This window comes from Antrihabitans auranticaus, from assembly GCF_016481275.1.
Taxonomy (GTDB): Bacteria; Actinomycetota; Actinomycetes; order Mycobacteriales; family Mycobacteriaceae; genus Antrihabitans.
Window position 1 is genome coordinate 105602 of sequence record NZ_JAEMNW010000001.1, and the last position, 19757, is coordinate 125358.

21 protein-coding genes are annotated in these 19757 nt (G+C 65.6%); 5 read left to right on the top strand and 16 right to left on the bottom strand.

Translation table 11 applies throughout. The features are described from left to right. Positions 1-71: 71 nt before the first annotated feature. The 6 genes from lgt to JGU72_RS00520 form a co-directional block, all read right to left on the bottom strand. Positions 72-1622, bottom strand: coding sequence for a prolipoprotein diacylglyceryl transferase (gene lgt, locus JGU72_RS00495; protein ID WP_199681814.1), 1551 nt, complete (start codon positions 1620-1622; stop codon positions 72-74). Beyond that, positions 1619-2422: a tryptophan synthase subunit alpha gene (gene trpA / locus JGU72_RS00500; RefSeq protein WP_199681815.1), complete on the bottom strand. Its 804-nt coding sequence runs from the start codon at positions 2420-2422 to the stop codon at positions 1619-1621. Before trpA ends, lgt begins: the two co-directional genes overlap by 4 nt. After that, positions 2419-3729, bottom strand: coding sequence for a tryptophan synthase subunit beta (trpB, locus tag JGU72_RS00505; protein ID WP_233531002.1), 1311 nt, complete (start codon positions 3727-3729; stop codon positions 2419-2421). The genes trpA and trpB overlap by 4 nt, the downstream gene beginning before the upstream one ends. 51 nt (positions 3730-3780) lie before the next feature. Further along, positions 3781-4590 (bottom strand): indole-3-glycerol phosphate synthase TrpC, encoded by an 810-nt coding sequence (gene trpC / locus JGU72_RS00510; RefSeq protein WP_199683106.1) that lies wholly within the window; start codon positions 4588-4590, stop codon positions 3781-3783. 85 nt (positions 4591-4675) lie between these two features. Next, positions 4676-5311, bottom strand: a complete 636-nt coding sequence (locus tag JGU72_RS00515) for a TIGR02234 family membrane protein (RefSeq protein WP_199681816.1) — start codon at positions 5309-5311, stop codon at positions 4676-4678. Then, positions 5311-6885 carry an anthranilate synthase component I gene (locus tag JGU72_RS00520; RefSeq protein ID WP_199681817.1) on the bottom strand — a complete coding sequence of 525 codons (1575 nt, stop codon included), beginning with the start codon at positions 6883-6885 and terminating at the stop codon, positions 5311-5313. Before JGU72_RS00520 ends, JGU72_RS00515 begins: the two co-directional genes overlap by 1 nt. Before the next feature lie 56 nt (positions 6886-6941). Between JGU72_RS00520 and JGU72_RS00525 the strand changes: the two genes are divergently transcribed. Together JGU72_RS00525 and JGU72_RS00530 are read left to right on the top strand one after the other, a co-directional pair. Further along, positions 6942-7397 (top strand): peroxiredoxin, encoded by a 456-nt coding sequence (locus tag JGU72_RS00525; protein WP_199681818.1) that lies wholly within the window; start codon positions 6942-6944, stop codon positions 7395-7397. Between the two features lie 54 nt (positions 7398-7451). Further along, a complete protein-coding gene (locus tag JGU72_RS00530) occupies positions 7452-8063 on the top strand; it encodes a hypothetical protein (protein ID WP_199681819.1) in 612 nt (203 codons plus the stop codon). Here JGU72_RS00530 and JGU72_RS00535 read toward each other — a convergent pair whose 3' ends face one another. Together JGU72_RS00535 and hisI are read right to left on the bottom strand one after the other, a co-directional pair. Beyond that, the gene (locus tag JGU72_RS00535) at positions 8064-8243 is read right to left on the bottom strand and encodes a tautomerase family protein (protein ID WP_199681820.1); all 180 of its coding nucleotides are present in this window, start codon (positions 8241-8243) and stop codon (positions 8064-8066) included. A gap of 83 nt (positions 8244-8326) precedes the next feature. After that, entirely contained in the window at positions 8327-8671 is a 345-nt protein-coding gene (gene hisI, locus JGU72_RS00540) for a phosphoribosyl-AMP cyclohydrolase (protein ID WP_199681821.1), read from the bottom strand. A 66-nt stretch (positions 8672-8737) separates the two neighbouring features. On the opposite strand from hisI, the gene JGU72_RS00545 reads away from it, so the two are divergent. Both JGU72_RS00545 and JGU72_RS00550 read left to right on the top strand, forming a co-directional pair. Continuing rightward, positions 8738-10366: an alpha/beta hydrolase gene (locus JGU72_RS00545; protein ID WP_199681822.1), complete on the top strand. Its 1629-nt coding sequence runs from the start codon at positions 8738-8740 to the stop codon at positions 10364-10366. A 63-nt stretch (positions 10367-10429) separates the two neighbouring features. Beyond that, entirely contained in the window at positions 10430-12043 is a 1614-nt protein-coding gene (locus JGU72_RS00550) for an HNH endonuclease signature motif containing protein (RefSeq protein ID WP_199681823.1), read from the top strand. A gap of 24 nt (positions 12044-12067) precedes the next feature. On the opposite strand, the gene hisF is transcribed toward JGU72_RS00550, so the two are convergent. The 8 genes from hisF to hisD are packed head-to-tail and all read right to left on the bottom strand — an operon-like array spanning position 12068 to position 18409. After that, positions 12068-12841: an imidazole glycerol phosphate synthase subunit HisF gene (hisF, locus tag JGU72_RS00555; RefSeq protein ID WP_199681824.1), complete on the bottom strand. Its 774-nt coding sequence runs from the start codon at positions 12839-12841 to the stop codon at positions 12068-12070. Then, positions 12838-13653 (bottom strand): inositol monophosphatase family protein, encoded by an 816-nt coding sequence (locus tag JGU72_RS00560; protein ID WP_199681825.1) that lies wholly within the window; start codon positions 13651-13653, stop codon positions 12838-12840. Before JGU72_RS00560 ends, hisF begins: the two co-directional genes overlap by 4 nt. A gap of 6 nt (positions 13654-13659) precedes the next feature. After that, positions 13660-14394 carry a bifunctional 1-(5-phosphoribosyl)-5-((5-phosphoribosylamino)methylideneamino)imidazole-4-carboxamide isomerase/phosphoribosylanthranilate isomerase PriA gene (gene priA / locus JGU72_RS00565; RefSeq protein ID WP_199681826.1) on the bottom strand — a complete coding sequence of 245 codons (735 nt, stop codon included), beginning with the start codon at positions 14392-14394 and terminating at the stop codon, positions 13660-13662. A gap of 11 nt (positions 14395-14405) precedes the next feature. Continuing rightward, complete coding sequence (locus tag JGU72_RS00570) at positions 14406-14705, bottom strand: hypothetical protein (RefSeq protein ID WP_199681827.1); 300 nt, start codon at positions 14703-14705, stop codon at positions 14406-14408. Beyond that, positions 14702-15331, bottom strand: a complete 630-nt coding sequence (hisH, locus tag JGU72_RS00575) for an imidazole glycerol phosphate synthase subunit HisH (protein WP_199681828.1) — start codon at positions 15329-15331, stop codon at positions 14702-14704. The genes JGU72_RS00570 and hisH overlap by 4 nt, the downstream gene beginning before the upstream one ends. Further along, positions 15328-15957 carry an imidazoleglycerol-phosphate dehydratase HisB gene (gene hisB / locus JGU72_RS00580; RefSeq protein WP_199683107.1) on the bottom strand — a complete coding sequence of 210 codons (630 nt, stop codon included), beginning with the start codon at positions 15955-15957 and terminating at the stop codon, positions 15328-15330. Before hisB ends, hisH begins: the two co-directional genes overlap by 4 nt. Beyond that, the gene (locus JGU72_RS00585) at positions 15954-17075 is read right to left on the bottom strand and encodes a histidinol-phosphate transaminase (RefSeq protein ID WP_374101047.1); all 1122 of its coding nucleotides are present in this window, start codon (positions 17073-17075) and stop codon (positions 15954-15956) included. Before JGU72_RS00585 ends, hisB begins: the two co-directional genes overlap by 4 nt. Beyond that, the gene (gene hisD, locus JGU72_RS00590) at positions 17072-18409 is read right to left on the bottom strand and encodes a histidinol dehydrogenase (RefSeq protein WP_199681829.1); all 1338 of its coding nucleotides are present in this window, start codon (positions 18407-18409) and stop codon (positions 17072-17074) included. The genes JGU72_RS00585 and hisD overlap by 4 nt, the downstream gene beginning before the upstream one ends. A 131-nt stretch (positions 18410-18540) precedes the next feature. Here hisD and JGU72_RS00595 point away from each other — a divergent pair, with 131 nt between their 5' ends. Further along, positions 18541-19746, top strand: a complete 1206-nt coding sequence (locus JGU72_RS00595; RefSeq protein ID WP_199681830.1) for a GNAT family N-acetyltransferase — start codon at positions 18541-18543, stop codon at positions 19744-19746. The last annotated feature ends 11 nt before the right edge of the window (positions 19747-19757 follow it).

Here is a 19757-nt window from a genome sequence, read left to right on the forward strand (position 1 = left end):
CGAACTTTCCGAGTTGATCAATCTTACCAGTCTGGCGACATTTGAGCCGGACGAGCGACGGTGTCTGGACCTCAGCGGCGGCCGCGACGCTGCCAGATCGCACGCATGCGGCGGCTGTTGCGTTCCACGAGCGAGCCCTTCGGCAGCGCCACCGACGGTGTCGCGGTCTCTTCACTGGGCACGGACTCGGTTTCGGCGGGTTCGGCCTCGGTTTTGGCGGGCTCGGTTTTGGCGGGCTCGGTTTTGGTCGGCTCTGTTTTGGCAGGCTCGGTCTTGGCCGGCTCTGACTTCGTTGCTTGGGCGTTGGCGGGCTCGGCCTTCGCTTCAGCTTTGGCGACCGCAGTTTTCGCAGGCTCGGGTTTAGTCGGCTCGGGTTTGGACGGCTCGGGTTTGGACGACTCGGGTTTGGACGACTCGGGTTTGGACGACTCGGGTTTGGACGACTCAGTCTTCGCAGCCGCAGGCTTGTTTTCCGTCTTCACGGTCGCAACCTTGGCCGGCTTCTTCTCGGCTTTGTCGGGCTTCTTCTCGGCTTTGTCGGGCTTCTTCTCGGCGCTGTCGAGCTTCTTCTCGGCGCTGTCGGGCTTCTCGGCGCTGTCGGGCTCGGCTGCTTTGCTGAGCTTCGCGGCGCTGTCGTCGGCCTTGTCCCCTACCGCGGTGTCCGCCGTGCCGACCTCGACAAGTCCGGACTCGTTCGCGTCGTCTTTCTTTCCGCCGACGAGTGCCAGCCGCGCGCGTTCTTTAGCGGACAGTAGTTCCTCGGGTGCTTCGCGGCCCTTCGTCGCGAAGACCACGTAAGCCACAGCGAGAACGAACACGATGGCCGATGTGAACGAGTTGACCCGGATTCCGCCGATGTGCGACGCCTGGTCGGCACGCAGTAGCTCGATCCAGAAACGCCCGGCACAGTATCCGGCGACGTAGAGCGCAAACAGGCGGCCGTGACCGATCTTGAATCGCTTGTCGATCTGAATGAGCAGAATCACGACGAGGACGTTCCACAGCAGCTCGTACAGGAACGTCGGGTGCACTACCGCAGTGAGCACTCCGTGGGATGCGCCGTTGAGACTGTCGAGATCCCCCTCGGCATTCCGGCGTTCGTAGATCTCGAGACCCCAGGGAACGGTCGTATCGCGGCCGTAGAGCTCCTGGTTGAAGTAGTTGCCGAGACGGCCGATGGCTTGTGCGAGCAGGATGCCCGGAGCGATGGCGTCGCCGAAAGCAGGTAACGGAATGCCACGCTGGCGGCACCCGATCCACGCACCGAGCGCACCGAAGAACACCGCGCCCCAGATGCCGAGGCCACCTTGCCAGATCTTCAAGGCTTCGAGCGGCTGTTTGCCTTCGCCGAAGTACGTCGGCCAGTCAGTGGCGACGTGGTAGATCCGGCCACCGATCAGGCCGAACGGAACCGCCCAGATTGCAATGTCGAGAACCGTGCCGGATTCGCCACCCCGCGCAACCCAACGACGTTCGCCCCAGTAGATCGCGACGATGATGCCGATGATGATGAAGAACGCGTACGCACGGAGCGGAAAGGGCCCGATCTCCCACACACCACGCGGTGGGCTGGGGATGTAGGCCAGAAGTCCAGCAGAGCTACTCAACACACTCGAGGTCACGAGGCAACGGTAGCCGAGCGCACGCCGTGAGCAAGCTCCGCCGTGAGTGTTCGGACCGCGTCGAGTCCCTGACCGGCAGCAGATACCAAGGCCGATCCGACGATGACACCGTCCGCGAACTGGGCAATCTCGGCCGCTTGCGCACCGGACCGCACACCGAGTCCGACGCCGACCGGAATGTCGGAGTGCGCACGAACCCGCGCGGTGAGCTCGGGCGCGGCGGACGAGACGTTGTCACGCGCACCGGTGACGCCCATTGTGGATGCGGCATAGACGAATCCACGACTGGCGTCGATCGTCTTCGCCAAACGCTCTTCGGTGGAAGAGGGCGCGACGAGGAAGATCCGGTCGAGATCGTGGGTCTCCGAGGCGGCGAACCACTCGTCTGCCTCTTCGGGAATCAGGTTGGGCGTGATGAGCCCCAGCCCGCCCGCGGCAGCGAGATCACGTGCGAATGCATCGACGCCGTAGCGCAGCACAGGATTCCAGTACGTCATGACGACTGCTTTGCCGCCGACCGACGCGATCTGCTCGACGACCGTGAACACGTCGCGAACCCGAACACCTTGGCGCAGCGCCTCTTCGGCGGCAGCTTGGATCGTCGGACCGTCCATCACAGGATCGGAGTACGCGATACCGACTTCGATGATGTCGCAACCCGATTCGACCATCGCCTTGAAAACGTCGATTGAGCCGGCGAGGTCCGGATACCCGGCGGGCAGATAGCCGACCAGGGCTGCGCGATTCTCCGCACGGCATGCGGCAAATGTCGGCGCTAGCCGGGACTTGTGTTCGCTCACTTCGATTGCCCGCCCTCGGTCGCAGCGTTGTCGTCCAGCAGCCCGAACCACTTCGCCGCGGTGTCCATGTCCTTGTCACCGCGTCCGGAGAGGTTCACGAGAATGATCGCTCCCGGGCCGAGCTCTCTGCCCAGCACAATCGCGCCCGCGACGGCGTGCGCGGATTCGATCGCCGGAATGATGCCCTCGCTGCGGCTGAGCAGCAACAGCGCGTCCATCGCTTCGCTGTCGGTCACGGGACGATACTCGGCGCGACCGATGTCCTTGAGGAACGCATGTTCGGGACCGACGCCGGGATAGTCCAGACCTGCCGAGATCGAATGCGATTCGATCGTCTGCCCGTCTTCGTCCTGCAACAGGTAGGAATACGCGCCCTGGAACGCTCCAGGTGTGCCGCCTGCGAACGTCGCAGCGTGCCTACCGGTTTCGACGCCGTCGCCTGCTGCCTCGAATCCCACGAGGCGCACGGACGGATCGTCGATGAACGGGTGGAAAATGCCGATCGCGTTCGACCCACCGCCGACACATGCCGTCACGGCGTCAGGGAGCCTGCCCGTCAGCGCCTGAACCTGGGCGCGCGCCTCCAGACCGATCACGCGTTGGAAGTCGCGCACGAGGGTGGGGAACGGGTGCGGACCCGCCGCTGTGCCGAAGCAGTAGTACGTGTTGTGCGCATTGGTCACCCAGTCGCGCAACGCCTCGTTGATCGCGTCCTTCAGCGTCTGCGAACCCGAGTCGACGGAAACGACCTGCGAGCCCAGCAGGCGCATCCGCGCAACGTTCAGCGCCTGTCGCGCGGTGTCCACCGCACCCATGTAGATGATGCATTCGAGGCCGAGCAACGCGCACGCCGTGGCCGTGGCAACGCCGTGCTGACCGGCCCCGGTTTCGGCGATGATGCGCGTCTTGCCCATCCGCTTCGCCAGCAACACCTGACCCAGCACATTGTTGATCTTGTGCGAACCGGTGTGGTTGAGGTCTTCGCGCTTCAAGATGATGCGCGCACCACCGGCGTGCTCGCTCAGCCGCGTTGCCTCGAAGATCGGTGACGGCCGACCGGTGTAGTCCCGCTGCAAGCGGTCGAGTTCGCTGAGGAAGCTGTCGTCGATCCGCGCCTTCTCGTACTCGGCGGTGACTTCCTCGATGACCGCCATGAGTGCCTCGGGAACGTGCCGCCCGCCGTAGACACCGAAGTGCCCGCCGAGGTCCGGCTCGTGCCGGGACCGCTCGGCGATGCCCGCGCTCGCGCGCGGGAGCCCGCCGCTCTTCATATCGAGAATCGAACTTTCGCTATTTCCTGATGCCATGAATCCAGCCTGCCTTTCCGAATGGTGCAACGGCAGAACGCGTGGACTGGTTCAGCGCGACGGCTTCGGGCACGAGGGATGCGCGCCCGCCGTCACCAGATCCGCCACGGCGGTCCGCGGGTCGCCCGATGTCACGAGACCTTCGCCGACGAGGACGGCGTCGGCACCGGCACCCGCGTATGCGAGCAGGTCCGCGGTGCCGCGCACGCCCGATTCTGCGATCTTGATGATCTCTGTAGGTAGCCCCGGAGCGATGCGCGCGAAGCAGTCGCGGTCGACTTCGAGGGTCTTGAGGTTGCGCGCGTTGACGCCGATCACCGTGGCACCCGCTTCGAGCGCGCGATCGGCTTCTTCCTCGGTGTGGACCTCGACGAGCGCGGTCATGCCGAGCGACTCCGTGCGGTCCAGCAGCGAGGCCAGCGCACGCTGTTCGAGCGCAGCCACGATCAGCAGGATCACGTCCGCACCGTGCGCACGAGCTTCGTGAATCTGGTACGGCCCGACGATGAAGTCCTTGCGCAGGACAGGAATGCTGACGGCTCTGCGGACCGCGTCCAGATCGTCCAGCGACCCGCCGAACCTGCGGCCCTCGGTCAGGACGCTGATGATGCGTGCGCCGCCGGACTCGTAGGCAAGAGCCAACTCGGCGGGGTTCGCGATCTCCGCGAGCGCACCCTTCGAGGGACTCGAGCGTTTCACCTCGGCGATCACGCCGATGCCAGGTCCGCGCAGTGCGGCTGCCGCATCGAGCGCCTTGGGTGCGGCTGCGGCTTGCGCCTTGATCGTCGCAAAATCCGTGATCGCTTCGCGGGCGGCGACATCAGCCCGAACCCCGTCGAGAATCGATTCGAGAACGGTCATCTCGGGCCCGAATCCTTTCTGGGTGTCCGCCGATGCAGCTGGCGTCATCGGATTGTGATTAGCGTAGAGGTCTGGCTCACAGCAATTACCGCGGGGTACCACGGCCGCCCTCGCTCTCGACAGTAGGATCGACGCCCGCGTCGAGGGCGTCCCACATCAACCGCTGCGAAACATCGCTGTCCTGCTCGGCTGCTTCCTGAGTTGCCCTGACGGCCTCGCTGCGGCGAGCTGCGGGACTGTCGTACTTCGCGGACAGCCCACCTGCGGACCTCGTCCGTGCCAGCAGCAGCACAGCTGCAGCAATAGCCGCCACTCCCCCGACGATCGCGACCGCCGGTCCGACAAGTGCGGTGTCGACGGACGTCACGGTTGCCCGGCCGGGCAACTCCGCGATCCGGCCGGCGTGCTCGTTCGTCGTCCCGCTGGTCAACAGGACGACCGCGGGCAGTGCGACACCTACACCCACGCCTGCGATCAGTACGGCGACGACACCCGCCAGGACGCCGCGGACTGCGAAGACCGCTGCGATCGCCGCGCAGAGCACCAGCGCGAGCGGTAGCGACGCGGCCGACCAAGCACTTCCGGCGACATCGTCGACCCGGTCCACACCGAGGCCGTCGGCCGATGCAACGGTGACCCATACGAGCTTCGAGGATCCCCAGGCACAACCTGCGGCTGCGGCAAGCACGAGCGCTGCTACGACGGGATATCGGCCCTTCATCAGGAAGTTCCCCCGCCGAACACACGGACCGTCTGCGCGGCTGCCACGGCACTCAGTACGGCCATCGCCTTGTTGCGCGCTTCGGTGTCCTCGTATTCGGGGTCGGAGTCCGCGACTATGCCGGCACCGGCTTGAACGTAAGCAACGCCACCTTTGACCAGAGCCGTCCGAATCGTGATCGCGGTATCGGCGTCGCCGGCGAAATCGAGGTAGCCGACGATACCGCCGTAGATGCCGCGCCGGGTCGGCTCGAGTTCGTCGATCAACTCCATTGCGCGCACCTTCGGCGCACCCGAGAGGGTCCCCGCGGGGAAGCATGCTGTGACCGCGTCGAGGGCCTGCTTGTCCTGCTCGAGCCGGCCCGACACCGTCGACACCAGATGCATGACGTGGCTGTAGCGCTCGATGTGGCGATACTCGCCGACGCGCACGGTGCCAGGCTCGCAGACGCGGCCGAGATCATTGCGTCCGAGGTCGACGAGCATCAAGTGCTCGGCGTTCTCCTTCTCGTCGGCGAGCAGACCCTTTTCCAGCAGGAGGTCGTCTTCTTCGGTCGCTCCGCGCCAGCGGGTGCCCGCGATCGGGTGCGTCGTCGCAACACCGTCCTTCACTGTCACCAGGGCCTCGGGGCTCGACCCGACGATCGAGAACGCTGTCTCACCGGCCGCGTTCGGAATGTGGAGGAGGTACATGTACGGGCTCGGATTCGACGCGCGCAGCATCCGGTAGAGGTCGATCGGAGCGCCGTCGTAATCCATCTCGAAGCGCTGCGACAACACGACCTGAAACGCCTCGCCGGCTTCGATCTCCGAAACCAGTCGCCGAACGTCTGCACCGAATCCCTCGGTCGTCCGCTGCCGCCGAAACTCGGGTTTCGGACGGTCGAACGACGACACAGTCGACGGCGCCGCAGCGGCGAGTGCCTCGGTCATCTTGTCGAGGCGAGCGAGGGCGTCGTCGTACGCCTCGTCGACGCGGTCGTCGGTGCCGTTCCAATTGACGGCGTTGGCGATGAGCGTGATCGCGCCTTCGTGGTGATCGAAAGCGGCCAGATCGGTCGCGAGCATCATCACCATCTCAGGGATATGCAGGTCGTCCACGGCGTTCGACGGCAGCCGCTCGATTCGCCGGACCGCGTCGTACCCGAGAAAGCCGACCATGCCGCCGGTCAGCGGCGGGAGCCCCGGCAAGCGCTCCGTCTCGAGCAGATCGAGCGTCTCGCGCAGCGCACGTAATGGATTGCCACCGGTAGGCGCGTCGGCGGGAACCGCACCGAGCCACGCAGCTTCGCCGTCCACAACCGACAAAGCTGTGGGGCTACCGGCGCCGATGAACGACCAGCGCGACCACGAGCGACCGTTCTCTGCCGATTCGAACAGGAAAGTTCCGGGGCGGTCTGCCGCGAGCTTGCGGTACGCCGAAAGCGGAGTCTCCGAATCGGCCAGGACCTTGCGGGTCACCGGCACTACCCGATGAACGGCTGCGAGCGAACGGAACTGCTCACGCGTCGTGGTCGAATCGCCCGAGAGCGCTTCCGCCGATACGGATGGGATCGTCGTGGACTCGCCATGCATGCGCACCATCATCCCAGTCACGGCTGGAGCTACGGACCACCGGTATCGTCGGTTCAATGAAGGAAGGCGAGCTCGCCCCGCAATTCGAACTGCCCGATCAAACCGGTACGCCGAGGAAACTCGACGACCTACTCGCGAACGGGCCGGTGGTGTTGTTCTTCTACCCCGCCGCGAACACCCCGGTCTGCACCGCCGAAGCCTGTCATTTCCGCGACCTGACGGCAGAGTTCACTGCCCTCGGTGCCTCGCAGGTCGGTATCAGCGCGGACTCCGTGCAAACCCAGGCCGGCTTCGCGGACAAGCAGCGCCTCGATTACCCCCTGCTTGCGGATGTCGGCGGCGCCGTCGCTTCGGAGTTCGGAGTCAAGCGCGGACTGCTCGGCAAGCTCATGCCCGTCAAGCGGCAGACATTCGTCATCGATACGAACCGGACCGTCCTGAAGATCATTTCGAGCGAGCTGAATGCGAACACCCACGCCGACAAGGCGCTGGATTTCTTGAAGAACCGGTAAGACACGACGATTCGGGCGGTGGTCGCGCACTGCGGAAGGACATAGGCTCGAGCCATGACGACGCAGAGCGCGGCTTCGCCCACACCTGTCCGCACCGGCAAGCCCCCATGGCTCAAACGCGTGATCGTCGGCGCGATAGCCGCCGCCGTCCTGATAGTCACCTATTTCATTCTCGCCGCGTTCATTCCGCGGTGGTGGTCACAGCGGATCGCGGACTTCGCACACGGCGAGTTCACACCGGGCATCGCGTGGGGACTTTTCTTCGGAATCGTCTGCACCGCAGTGCCGCTGATACTGCTTCTATTCGCGGGCTTCAACTTTCGCAAGCGCGTCCGCAACCGCCCGGTCGGCCGCTACATCGCCGGCGGACTTTCGATCCTTGCGCTGGTGATCTCGCTGCCGAACATCATGACGCTCGGCATCGTCTACGGCTCGGGCAACGGCGCACATGCGGGTCAGCGCACGCTGGATGCCGACGCACCGGGCTTCCGCGGCGCGTCGCTCGTCGGCGCCATTGTCGGCGTGTTGGTATTTCTGCTGGTCGCCGCACTGATCGTGCAGTATCGCCGGCGTGGGAAGCAGCTAAAGTCGGCACGTGCGTCCGCGCAAGCCACCGCCGAGCAGCAGCGCCTCGCCGATACGCCTCCCCAGCCGCCGATCGTCTGACTAGCCAAGCGGTTTGCCGCCGACACCCCACTGCTCACGCGGAATGTCGGTGATCGTCACCCACACGGCGTCAGGGTTCTTACCGGTCGCGTCCGCGTATGCCTTCGTGACGGCGGCGATCGCGGCGCGCTTCTGGTCGGCGGTCAAACCCGGTGTCTGGCTGATCTGAATCAACGGCATCGCTCCATTGTGCCGGGTGTCGTCGACCGGTTGCGCAGCCAGTGCGCTCGTACAACCCCGATCTACTTGCGGGCCAGTCCGATTCACTCGGCGGACAACAACACATCCGAGTCGAAACAGGTGTGCGTTCCGGTGTGGCAGGCCGCGCCGACCTGATCGACGACGAGCAGAACCGTGTCGCCGTCACAGTCCAGGCGAACCTCGTGCACGTACTGGGTATGGCCGGAGGTCTCGCCCTTCACCCAGTACTGCTGACGCGAGCGCGAATAGTACGTGGCCTGCCGCGTTTCGAGGGTCTTGGCAAGCGCCTTGTCGTCCATCCACGCGACCATGAGCACATCGCCGGTTCCCCGTTCCTGCGCGACGGCGGCGAAAAGTCCGGCGTCGTTGCGCTTCAAACGAGACGCGATCGTTGGGTCCAGGCTCATACCCCCTGTTATACAGCGAGGCGGGTATCGTCGCGTCACTGCTGTTTACGTCTGCGAGGAGCCTCGATGGCTGTGCCAGAGCAACCGACACCGCTTGCACCCGAAAGCGCCTCGTCGCGAAAGAAGCGAGGAGTGGTTGTCGGCGCCGCGTTTGCTGCCGCAGCGATCGCGGTCGGAGTCTCGGTGTTCACCTCGGCAGACTCGCCGTCGACCGACGGTTCGGCAGGCGGTGGCCATGCCAGCTACGACGACACGGCACTCGCCAAGTTCTACACGCAGGACGTGAATTGGGGGCCGTGCACCGGCTTCGAAGCCGGTGGCAACAAGATCAGCTACGGCCTGCAGTGCGCCCGAATCACGGTGCCGGTCGACTACGACGATCCAGACGGTGACTCGGCCGAAATTGCCATCTCGCGGGCTCGCGCCACCGGCGACCGGATCGGATCGGTCCTGATGAACCCCGGCGGTCCGGGTGCGTCCGGCCTCCGCCTGGCGGCGTACGGCTACCTCACCCCACTCGGCGAGCGCTTCGACGTGGTCGGCTTCGACCCCCGCGGCATCGGTGCGTCCACGCCGTCGATCCAGTGCTTCAACGACGAAGAACGCGACGCCGACCGCCAGGAACTCGATCTCGACAACTCCCCCGCAGGCATCGAAGAACAGGAAGAAGAGACCCGCGACTACATCGACAAATGCTTCGAACGGTCCGGGGAGGACTTCCTCGAGCATGTCGGCACCTATGAGGTCGTGCGCGACATGGACATCATTCGTGGCGCACTCGGCGACGAGAAGCTGAACTACGTCGGCATTTCGTACGGCACACGAATCGGCGCGACCTATGCGGAGACCTTCCCCACCCGCGTCCGGGCCATGGTTCTCGACGGTGCCGTCAATCCGGCACAGGATCAGCGTGAGTCCAGCATCAAGCAGTGGACAGGCTTCCAGAAGGCGTTCGACGAGTACGTCGCGGATTGCGTCACCAAACCCACCTGCCCGCTGGGCACCGATCCTGCCGGCGCGATCCAGGCGTACCGCGCGCTGGTCGATCCGCTGGTCGAAAAGTCGGCTGCCACAGAAGATCCCCGGGGCCTCGGGTTCAACGACGCCCAGACCGGCACGATTCAGGCGCTCTACAGTCCCGAACTGTGGGACAAGCTGACCGACGGTCTGACCGAGTTGCAGCAGGGCAAGGGCGACACCCTGCTCGAGCTCGCAGACTCGTACATGGAACGACGCGAAGACGGGACTTACGCGAACCAGACCGACGCAACCACCGCGATTCGGTGCGTAGACAAACCGGCCGAGACGGATCGAGCCAAGTTGGGGCAGCTCGACACCGACGTCCGCAAGATCGCGCCGTTCCTCGACGACGGCCGCGGCACCGGGCTCGCGCCCCTCGGGACGTGCGCGATGTGGCCGGTACCGCCGACAAGCACGCCACACGAAGTCCACGCGGAAGGCGCACCGAACATCGTCGTGGTATCGACCACCCAGGATCCGGCAACTCCGCACCAGGCCGGAATCGACCTCGCCAATCAACTCGGCGGCTCGCTGATCACCTACGAAGGCACACAGCACGGCGCATTCCTGTCCGACATCTCCTGCGTCGACGACGCCGCACTGGCCTACCTCTTCGACTTGACCACCCCAGCCGAAGGTCTTGTCTGCGAAGCGGATGCAGAGGAAGCGAAGTAGCGCGAACGTTCCAGCGCGTCTGCGAGCGGCGACTTGTCGGACCGTTGCCGTAGTGTCGAAAACATGTTCGAGGGGGGATTCGACACTGGGCGCGACGCCGACCTGTGGTCGGCGTTGACGGAATCGTGCACCGAGGAAAACAAGGCGGCGTACTGGAAGGTCGCGTCGGCGGCGTTGCTGTGGGAGCTATGGACCGAGCGCGACGTGGCCTTCGCGGGGAACATCGTCGACTGCGGGAATGCCGCCTTGGCCGAGATCGCGGTCCGGCTCGGCTGCTCCAAGACCGTGGCGGAGAATCATGCCGAAATCGGGATGACGTTGCGGCTGCGACTGCCACGTATCAGAGACGCGTTCGCGGCCGGTGAACTCGACTACGCACGGGTCGCCGCGATCTGCAGAACAACGAAGCCGTTCACGCCGGAGACCGTCGCCGAGGTGGAATCCGACATCTTGGCCGCGGCCCGAATATTGCCCCCTGGCCCGCTGCGCGGCGAGATAGACACCATCCTCATTCGCACTGCTCCCGGCGAATGCGCGGAGGTCCGAGCGGCTGCGCTGGAGGGGCGTCGCTTCCGAAAGCGCCGCACCGACTCCGGGCTGTCGCGGATCGAAGCCGATCTGGCACCGGAGGAAGCGGAAGCAGTGTGGCAGCGCGTGTTCGAGGCAGCCGACAGCGTGTGCCGCCGCGATCGCCGCAGCCGCCAGCACCGCATCGTCGATGCGTTCTTGGCGTTGATCAGTGGGGCGGACCGACTCTCTTGCACGTGCCGGCGCGCCGATTGCTCTGCGGCGAACTACACGCCGCCGAGCCCGCGAAAGCCGTTGGTGCAGATCAGCATCGACGTTGCGACGCTACTCGGGTTGCTGTCGAATCCGGCGCACCTGCACGGATTCGGGCCGATCGACCCGCAGTTGGCCCGCACACTTGCGACGGATGCGACCTGGCAGGCGCTTCTGACCGACGCATTCGAGCAAGCACTCGCGCTCGGTGCAATCGACAACACGCCTGCGGAAGAGATAGCTGACCCTGAGTCGGGAGCACCAGTTTCGCCTCCGCGACCAACCATGTGCCCCAACCCATTCCGATCCCCTCGGCCTCGACGATTCGCAGCGGGCAAACTTCCGACCGGGGTCGCGTTGGCGACCGCACACCTCGTCGCGGCGCACGGCAGTATCTCGATAGCCGAGATCCACGCCGAACGACTCGCGAACGACCCCACGACGCGGACCGGTCCATTCCCCGACGGGCACGGCGGGCACTCGGACCCGCCTCCGGGCGCATTGACCTACACGCCTGGCGCATACGCCGCCGCGCTGGTCCGCGCTCGAGATCAACACTGCCGCTTTCCGGGTTGCCGTCGCGCAGCAGCGCAGTGCCAACTCGACCATGTGGTGCCGTTCAACCGCCGGTCGCCGCGCACCGGCGGGTGGACCGTTCCGGGGAATCTCCAATGCCTGTGCCGATTTCATCATCAGCTGAAGACGATGAAACTCTGGACGGCTGTCATGCTTTCCGGCGCCGCGATCCGGTGGATCAGTCCCTACGGCACCGATTACGTGACGGCGCCCGCCAATCCGTACACCAACGCCGGGCCGGACGTACTGATCCCCGCGATTCGGTACGGCCCCCAGACTTGGCGGCCACCAACCGAAACCGACGATGTGCCGCCGTACTGATCGGCCCGGCTGCACAACGCCGGCTCAGCGAACGATGATGCCGTCTGCGCGCATCGCGCTCTTGACCTCGCTGATGCGGAGGTCGCCGAAGTGGAAGACGCTGGCAGCGAGCACGGCGTCGGCTCCAGCGGTCACGGCGGGCGAGAAGTGCTCCACCGCACCGGCACCGCCGCTTGCGATGACGGGCACGTGGACAGCGGCTCGCACCGCTCGGATCATGGGCAGGTCGAAGCCGGCTTTCGTGCCATCGGCGTCCATCGAGTTGAGGAGAATTTCGCCGACTCCAAGCTCGGCGCCGCGGACTGCCCACTCGACGGCGTCGATCCCGGTGCCGCGCTTACCGCCGTGGGTGGTGACCTCCCACCCGGACGGCGTGTCCGGCTGGCTGTCGGGCACGGTGCGTGCGTCGACCGAAAGCACGATGCACTGCGACCCGAACCGTTCGCTCAACTCGCGCAACAACTCCGGCCGAGCGATTGCTGCCGTGTTCACCGAGACCTTGTCCGCGCCTGCGCGCAGCAGGCGGTCCACGTCTTCGACGCTGCGAACACCCCCGCCGACGGTCAGCGGAATGAAAACCTGTTCCGCCGTGCGGGTTACGACATCGATCATCGTGCCGCGCGCAGCAGTTGACGCAGTGACGTCCAGGAAGGTCAGCTCGTCGGCACCTTGCGCGTCGTATGCGGCCGCAAGTTCGACGGGATCGCCCGCATCACGCAAGTTTTCGAAATTGACACCCTTGACGACGCGACCAGCGTCCACGTCGAGGCATGGGATAACACGCACCGCAACGGTCATCGCGATTCGCCTTCCAGTTCGGCTGCGAGCACGACCCGCAAGAGCTCTTCGTGCACGCCCGGGGCCGCGGCCAGCACCGAGCGCGACGCGACCGTCCAGGGCGCCCCTTTGAGGTCCGTGACCACGCCGCCGGCCGCGCGGACCAGCGCCACTCCAGCGGCGTTGTCCCACGGGTGATGCCCGAATACGACCGCGCCACCGAGCACACCCGCCGCAGTGAACGCGAGGTCGACGCCGGTGGACCCATGCATGCGCAGCCGGGAAGACACCCGACTCAACGTGCCGAGCAGTTGGTGCCGATACTCGCCGGGAATCACGCCGCGACTGTCGACATTGAAAGCGCCGAAACCGATCATCGACGTTGCGAGCGTTCGAGATTCCAGCGGTGGCAGCGCTTCCCCGTTGCGGAGCAACGGCCCGCCCACCATGGCCGTATAGCGCTCACCGAGCAAAGGCAGCCAAGTCAGACCGAGCACCGGCTGTCCGTCGGACACCAGGGCAAGCAGCATTCCGGCGAGCGGAAGCCCAGCCGAATAGTTGTAGGTGCCGTCGATCGGATCGAGCACCCAGGACGTTCCGCTGGCGAGGTCGGGTCCACCGAACTCCTCACCATGGACCTCGATCCCCGTGCGTCGCAACAGTTCTTCCGACAACGTGCGTTCGAGCTCCAAGTCGAGTTCGGTTGCGAAATCGTCGTAGCCCTTGCGGACCGCGCTCGGTGCGCCGACGCCCTCGACGAACCGGTCACTTACCGAGTCGAGCAGCTCGATCGCGGTCGCGAGCAGTACAGCGGGGTCGTCGGGCAGGCTCATCGCGGGTCAGCCAGACACTGCGGCTAGGGCGTCGACGAGCGTGAATCTTCCCGCGTACAGCGCCTTTCCGACGATCGATCCTTCGACACCTTCGGGCACGAGCGTCGCGATCGCACGGAGGTCGTTCAAGGAGGAGACTCCACCGGATGCGATGACGGGCGCCTTGGTCGCAGCGCACACTTGGCTCAGAAGTTCGAGGTTCGGTCCGGTCAGCATGCCGTCCTTGCCGACATCGGTGACGACGTATCGGGAGCAGCCGTCACGGTCGAGACGCTCGAGGACCTCCCACAGGTCGCCGCCGTCGCTGACCCACCCGCGACCGCGCAGGCGGTGCTGACCGTCGATGATGCGAACATCGAGGCCCACGGCGATCCGTTCGCCGTACTTGGCGATCGCTCGTGCACACCAGACCGGGTCCTCGAGCGCTGCGGTGCCGAGATTCACCCGCGCGCAACCGGTTGCCAGAGCGGCATCCAAGGACGCGTCGTCGCGAATTCCGCCTGACAGTTCGACCTTCACATCGAGTTCGCCGACCACGTCGGCGAGGAGGTCACGATTGGAGCCGCGACCGAACGCGGCATCCAGATCGACGAGATGGACCCACTCGGCACCGTCGTTCTGCCATTGGAGGGCCGCATCTCGGGGCGAGCCGTAGCTCGTCTCACTCCCTGCGGCACCTTGGACAAGACGGACAGCTTCGCCGTTGGCAACATCGACGGCAGGCAACAAAACCAGGCTCACGTGCTAGAACCCTACTTCGTCTGCTCGTCGCCGCTGCGCTCGGGACCACCGCTGTGCTCGGGATCACCGCTGCTCGGACCACCGCGACCCCGCTGTTCGTCGAATGCGCGGTTGGTGATCCGTGTCGCGGTGATCCCCATCGCTGCGATCGCGCCGACCACACCCGCGAGGGCGATGGTCAAACCGACTCCGGGGCCGGGTTCGAAGACCCCGATCACGACAGTCGTCACGATAAGGACCGCGGTCGCGGCGCCGATGGAGGAGATCGCCAACCGGGCGTAAGAGAATCCGCGCGGCGCCTGGTCCGTCACAGGCTGTTCACCCAGTTCCTCAGCAGCACGGCTCCGGCGTCGCCGGACTTCTCGGGATGAAACTGGGTTGCCGCGAGTGGACCGTTTTCGACGGCCGCGAGGAACGGTGCACCGTGTTCTGCCCAGGTCAATTTGGCGGGCGCCATCGTGTCGGACGCCGGTAGCTCCCATTCCTGCGCCGCGTAGGAGTGCACGAAGTAGAAGCGCGTATCGGCGTCCAGTCCGGCGAACAGGACGCTGTCGGCGGGGGCCGTCACCGTATTCCACCCCATGTGCGGCAGCACCGGTGCAGGCAACTGGGCGACCGTGCCGGGCCACTCGCCGCAACCGTCGGTCTGGACACCGAATTCCACGCCGCGCTCGAAAAGGATCTGCATGCCTACGCAGATGCCGAGCACGGGTCGACTACCGGCAAGGCGACGGCCGATGATCTGGTGACCCTTCACCCCCAGCAGTCCCGCCATGCAGGCGGCGTACGCACCGACGCCGGGCACCACGAGGCCGTCTGCGTCCAGGGCAACCTTGGACTCCGATGTGACGGTGACGTCGGCCCCGGCGCGAACGAGCGCACGCTCGGCGGAGTGCAGATTCCCCGAGCCGTAGTCGAGCAACGCTACCGACTTCACAGAGTGCCCTTGGTCGACGGCACACCGGTGACGCGTGGGTCGGGCTCGACCGCGGCACGCAACGCGCGCGCGACGGCCTTGTATTCGGCTTCGGTGATGTGGTGCTGATCGCGGCCGTAGAGGACGCGGACGTGCAGCGCGATTCGGGCGTTGAGCGCCAGCGATTCGAAGACGTGGCGGTTGATGACCGTCGAGTACGGCGCACCCGCCTTCGCCGACCGCTGCTCGCCTCCGATCACGCTGTGCAGCAAGTGTTCCGGCTCGCCTGTGTGGACGCAATACGGTCGGCCTGACACATCGACCGCCGCGTGGACGAGTGTCTCGTCCATCGGGATGTAGGAGTCGCCGAATCGCCGGATGCCGGACTTGTCGCCGAGTGCCTGCCCGAGCGCCTGGCCGAGCACGATCGCGGTGTCTTCGACCGTGTGGTGCGCTTCGATTTCCGTGTCGCCGGTCGCACGGACGGTCAGATCGAAGCTGCCGTGCGCGCCGAACGCGTGCAGCATATGGTCGTAGAACGGAACCCCGGTGGAAATGTCGACGACACCGGTGCCGTCCAGGTTCAATTCGACGACGATCGACGACTCCTTGGTCGTACGTTCGATCCGCGCAATGCGTGCCATCAGTTCTCCAACTCGGTTCCGGCGAGCTTTTCGCTCACCCGCAGCAACTCGTCATTCTCGGCCGCCAAACCTATCGTCGCACGTAGATATCGGGGAATGCCGACGTCACGGATCAACACGCCCTCATCCAGGTAGTGCTGCCAGGCCTGCGGTGCGTCCGTGAACCTGCCGAACAGAACGAAGTTTGCATCGCTCGGAATCACGTCGTAGCCGAGTTCGCTCAATGCCCCCGCCACTCGATCGCGTTGCGACGCCAGTTCCGCGACACTTCCCAGGGTCTCGTCGGCATGTCGCAGCGCTGCTCGCGCGGCAGCCTGGGTGACCACGGACAGGTGATACGGCAAGCGCACCAACAACATTGCGTCGATGACGGCAGGCGCGGCAACAAGATAGCCGAGCCGCCCACCCGCGAACGCGAACGCCTTGCTCATCGTGCGGGACACCACGAGCTTCGTCGGGAACCGCTCGATCAGCCGCAGCGCGCTCGGCGCCGAGGAGAACTCGCCGTAGGCTTCGTCGACGACGACGATTCCCGGCGACGCCTCGAGGATCGCCGTCAACGCGTCGAGCGAAAGGCTGTGTCCCGTCGGGTTGTTGGGGCTCGTGACGAAGACCACGTCGGGGCGGCGTTCCGCAATCGAGGCGACTGCGTAGTCGACGTCGAGCGAGAAGTCTTCGCTCCGTTTGGCTTCCACCCACTCTGTGTTGATCCCGGTCGAGATGATCGGGTGCATCGAGTACGACGGTACGAAGCCGAGCGCCGACCGACCTGGTCCGCCGAAGGCCTGCAGCAACTGCTGCAGAATCTCGTTGGACCCGTTCGCGGCCCAGACATTTGCAGCCGCGACAGCCACTCCGGTCTGGCGCTGCAGGTATGCGGCGAGGTCTGTTCGCAGCGCAACCGCGTCACGATCCGGATAGCGGTGCAAATCTGCGGCGGCGGCCCGAATCGATTCGGCCACATCGTCGATCAATGCCCTCGTCGGCGGGTGCGGATTCTCGTTCGTGTTCAGCTGCACCGGGACGACGAGTTGCGGTGCGCCGTACGGCGTTTTGCCACGCAGACTTTCGCGAAGCGGGAGGTCGTCGAGACTGATCGATGCGCCGGGGACCCCGCTCACCGCAATGACTCGAATCGCAGCCGCACAGCTTCACCGTGCGCGGGCAGGTCCTCGGCGTTCGCCAGCGTGATGACGTGACCGGAGACCTCTTTGAGCGCCGCCTCCGAATAGTCCACGACGTGAACACCTTTGAGGAACGTCTGCACGGACAGTCCGGACGAGTGCCGCGCGCAACCGGCCGTCGGCAGCACGTGGTTGGACCCCGCGCAGTAGTCGCCCAGGCTCACCGGTGACCACGCACCGACGAAGACCGCTCCGGCACTGCGGACTCGCGCGGCAACGGCGGACGCGTCACGTGTCTGGATCTCCAGGTGTTCGGCCGCATAGGCGTTGACGACACGCAGGCCCTCGTCGATATCGGAGACCAATACGACGCCGGACTGGCTGCCCGCCAATGCCGTTGCCACGCGCTCGCGGTGTTTGGTCACCTCGAGCTGCGCGGACAACGCAACGTCGACGGCATCTGCCAATTGCTCGCTGTCGGTCACGAGGACGCTGGCGGCGAGTACGTCGTGCTCGGCCTGGCTGATGAGGTCGGCCGCGACGTGCACGGGATCGGCAGTCGCGTCGGCAAGGATCGCGATTTCGGTGGGGCCGGCTTCGGCGTCGATACCGACCAGCCCGCGGCACAGCCGCTTCGCGGCGGTCACATAGATATTGCCCGGACCGGTGATCAGATCGACGGGCCCGAGTTCGGCTCCGTCGGTGTCGGTACCACCGTAGGTGAGCAGCGCGACCGCTTGTGCTCCCCCGACCGCCCACACCTCGTCGACGCCGAGCAATGCGGCCGCGGCGAGGATCGTCGGGTGCGGCAGACCACCGAACTGTGCTTGCGGCGGTGACGCGACGACGAGCGAGTCCACGCCCGCAGTCTGAGCGGGGACCACGTTCATGACGACGCTCGACGGGTACACGGCGTTGCCGCCCGGCACATACAGCCCGACCCGCTCGACCGGAATCCACCGCTCGGTGACCGTGCCGCCCGGCACGACCTGGGTTGTCTTGTCCGTTCTGCGCTGGTCGGCGTGGACGAGCCGGGTGCGGTCGATCGCAACCTCGAGTGCGGTCCGAACAGCGGGATCGAGTTCGTCGAGCGCCTTCGTCAGCTCGGCCGCGGGAACGCGGACAGATGCCGGAGCAACGCCGTCGAATCGTTGGCTGAACTCCTGCGCAGCAGAGACGCCACGATCACGGATCGCTTCAACCACCGGACGAACCTGATGCAGCACCGAGTCCACATCGACTCCACCGCGTGGCAACGCGGCGCGAAGTTCGGCCGTAGTGGCGCTCCGACCGCGTAGATCGACGCGGGAGAGCTGGGTGCGGGCAGACATCGAATTCCTCTCGAAGGGGCGTCAAGCGCACCTCAAGGATACTTCTGCCCGATACGTGGGCCGGACCACGTCGCGCGGACGACGTCGAAAATCGGATGCCGACGCCCGCCGCTTGTGCCAGTGTCGATGAAATGACAACTCTCGACGGTATTACCTTCCGGCCGGGAACGCCGGCGGACTGGCCAGATCTCATCCAGCACTTCGCCTTCTGCTTCGGCCACACTGCGACCGAGGCGAATCAGCTTTCGTGGCGCTCGATCATCGACGAGAAGCGCATTCTCATTGCGCTCGACGACGGCGCGATCGTCGGCCAGACGACAGACATCTCGCTGACGCTGACCGTCCCCGGCGGCAACCAGGTCCCCGCCGCGGGCATCACCGCCGTATGCGTGTCGCCGACTCACCGCCGGCGCGGTCTCCTCCGTGCGTTGTATACCGAGCAGCACCGACGCATCCAGTCCACGGGTGTGCCACTCGCATTGCTGACTGCGAGTGAAGGCGGGATCTACGGCAGGTTCGGGTACGGACCGGCGACCATCGCTTGCGGCATTCAGCTCGATCGCCGTCTGGCCCGCTTTCATGACGCCGTCCCGGATCCCGGCGGCGTGACGATTCCCCGGATCGGGGATGCGGCGACGTCGATCCCCCGGATCTACGACCGCTGGCAGGCTTTGGTGCCCGGTGCCCAGGTCCGCCCGCCTGCGATGTGGGACCTCGTCTTCGCCGGTCGCAACAAGCACGGTGACGATCGCCCGGTTCTGTACTCGCTCGTTCATCGTGACGGGTACGCGTTGTTCACACGGACGACCGGCGAGCCGACCGATTCCATCCGGGTCCACGAGCTCCGCACCGTCACCGACGATGCCCACATTGCCCTGTGGCGCGTCTTGCTCGGCATGGATCTCGTCGGCCGCGTCGACGCGCACGTTCGCGAAGACGACGCGCTCCCCTATCTGCTGGCCGACGGTCGGCAGGTGGAAACAAAGGAACGTGCCGACGGACTGTGGGTGCGGATCATGGACATACCCGCGGCACTGGAAGCCCGCGAGTATGCCGTCGACTTCGATACGGTCATCGAGGTCCGCGATCCATTTCTCGATGCCGGAGGAAATTTCGCGCTGTCGATTCGCGACCGGAAGGCAACGTGCATCCGCACGGACGCAACTGCGCAGCTATCCATGGACATCGATGTGCTCGGCAGTCTGTACCTCGGCGCGCACCGCGCCGCCCCGTTCGCAAAGGCACACCGGCTGTGGGGGAAGGACTTAGAGACAATCCGAATGTTCGATATCGCGTTCGAAACAGACCGTGAGTCCGAAATGGGCTGGGGTTTCTAATACTTCGAACA

Coding starts and splice junctions, on each gene's coding strand:
- trpC (WP_199683106.1), bottom strand. CDS start 4,590: ATGACCGTTCTCGAATCGATTCTCGACGGGGTTCGGGCTGATGTCGCC.
- JGU72_RS00525 (WP_199681818.1), top strand. CDS start 6,942: ATGAAGGAAGGCGAGCTCGCCCCGCAATTCGAACTGCCCGATCAAACC.
- JGU72_RS00545 (WP_199681822.1), top strand. CDS start 8,738: ATGGCTGTGCCAGAGCAACCGACACCGCTTGCACCCGAAAGCGCCTCG.
- hisI (WP_199681821.1), bottom strand. CDS start 8,671: ATGAGCCTGGACCCAACGATCGCGTCTCGTTTGAAGCGCAACGACGCC.
- JGU72_RS00535 (WP_199681820.1), bottom strand. CDS start 8,243: ATGCCGTTGATTCAGATCAGCCAGACACCGGGTTTGACCGCCGACCAG.
- JGU72_RS00560 (WP_199681825.1), bottom strand. CDS start 13,653: ATGAGCCTGCCCGACGACCCCGCTGTACTGCTCGCGACCGCGATCGAG.
- hisF (WP_199681824.1), bottom strand. CDS start 12,841: ATGACCGTTGCGGTGCGTGTTATCCCATGCCTCGACGTGGACGCTGGT.
- JGU72_RS00530 (WP_199681819.1), top strand. CDS start 7,452: ATGACGACGCAGAGCGCGGCTTCGCCCACACCTGTCCGCACCGGCAAG.
- JGU72_RS00595 (WP_199681830.1), top strand. CDS start 18,541: ATGACAACTCTCGACGGTATTACCTTCCGGCCGGGAACGCCGGCGGAC.
- JGU72_RS00550 (WP_199681823.1), top strand. CDS start 10,430: ATGTTCGAGGGGGGATTCGACACTGGGCGCGACGCCGACCTGTGGTCG.
- JGU72_RS00520 (WP_199681817.1), bottom strand. CDS start 6,885: ATGCATGGCGAGTCCACGACGATCCCATCCGTATCGGCGGAAGCGCTC.
- JGU72_RS00515 (WP_199681816.1), bottom strand. CDS start 5,311: ATGAAGGGCCGATATCCCGTCGTAGCAGCGCTCGTGCTTGCCGCAGCC.
- hisD (WP_199681829.1), bottom strand. CDS start 18,409: ATGTCTGCCCGCACCCAGCTCTCCCGCGTCGATCTACGCGGTCGGAGC.
- trpB (WP_233531002.1), bottom strand. CDS start 3,729: ATGGCATCAGGAAATAGCGAAAGTTCGATTCTCGATATGAAGAGCGGC.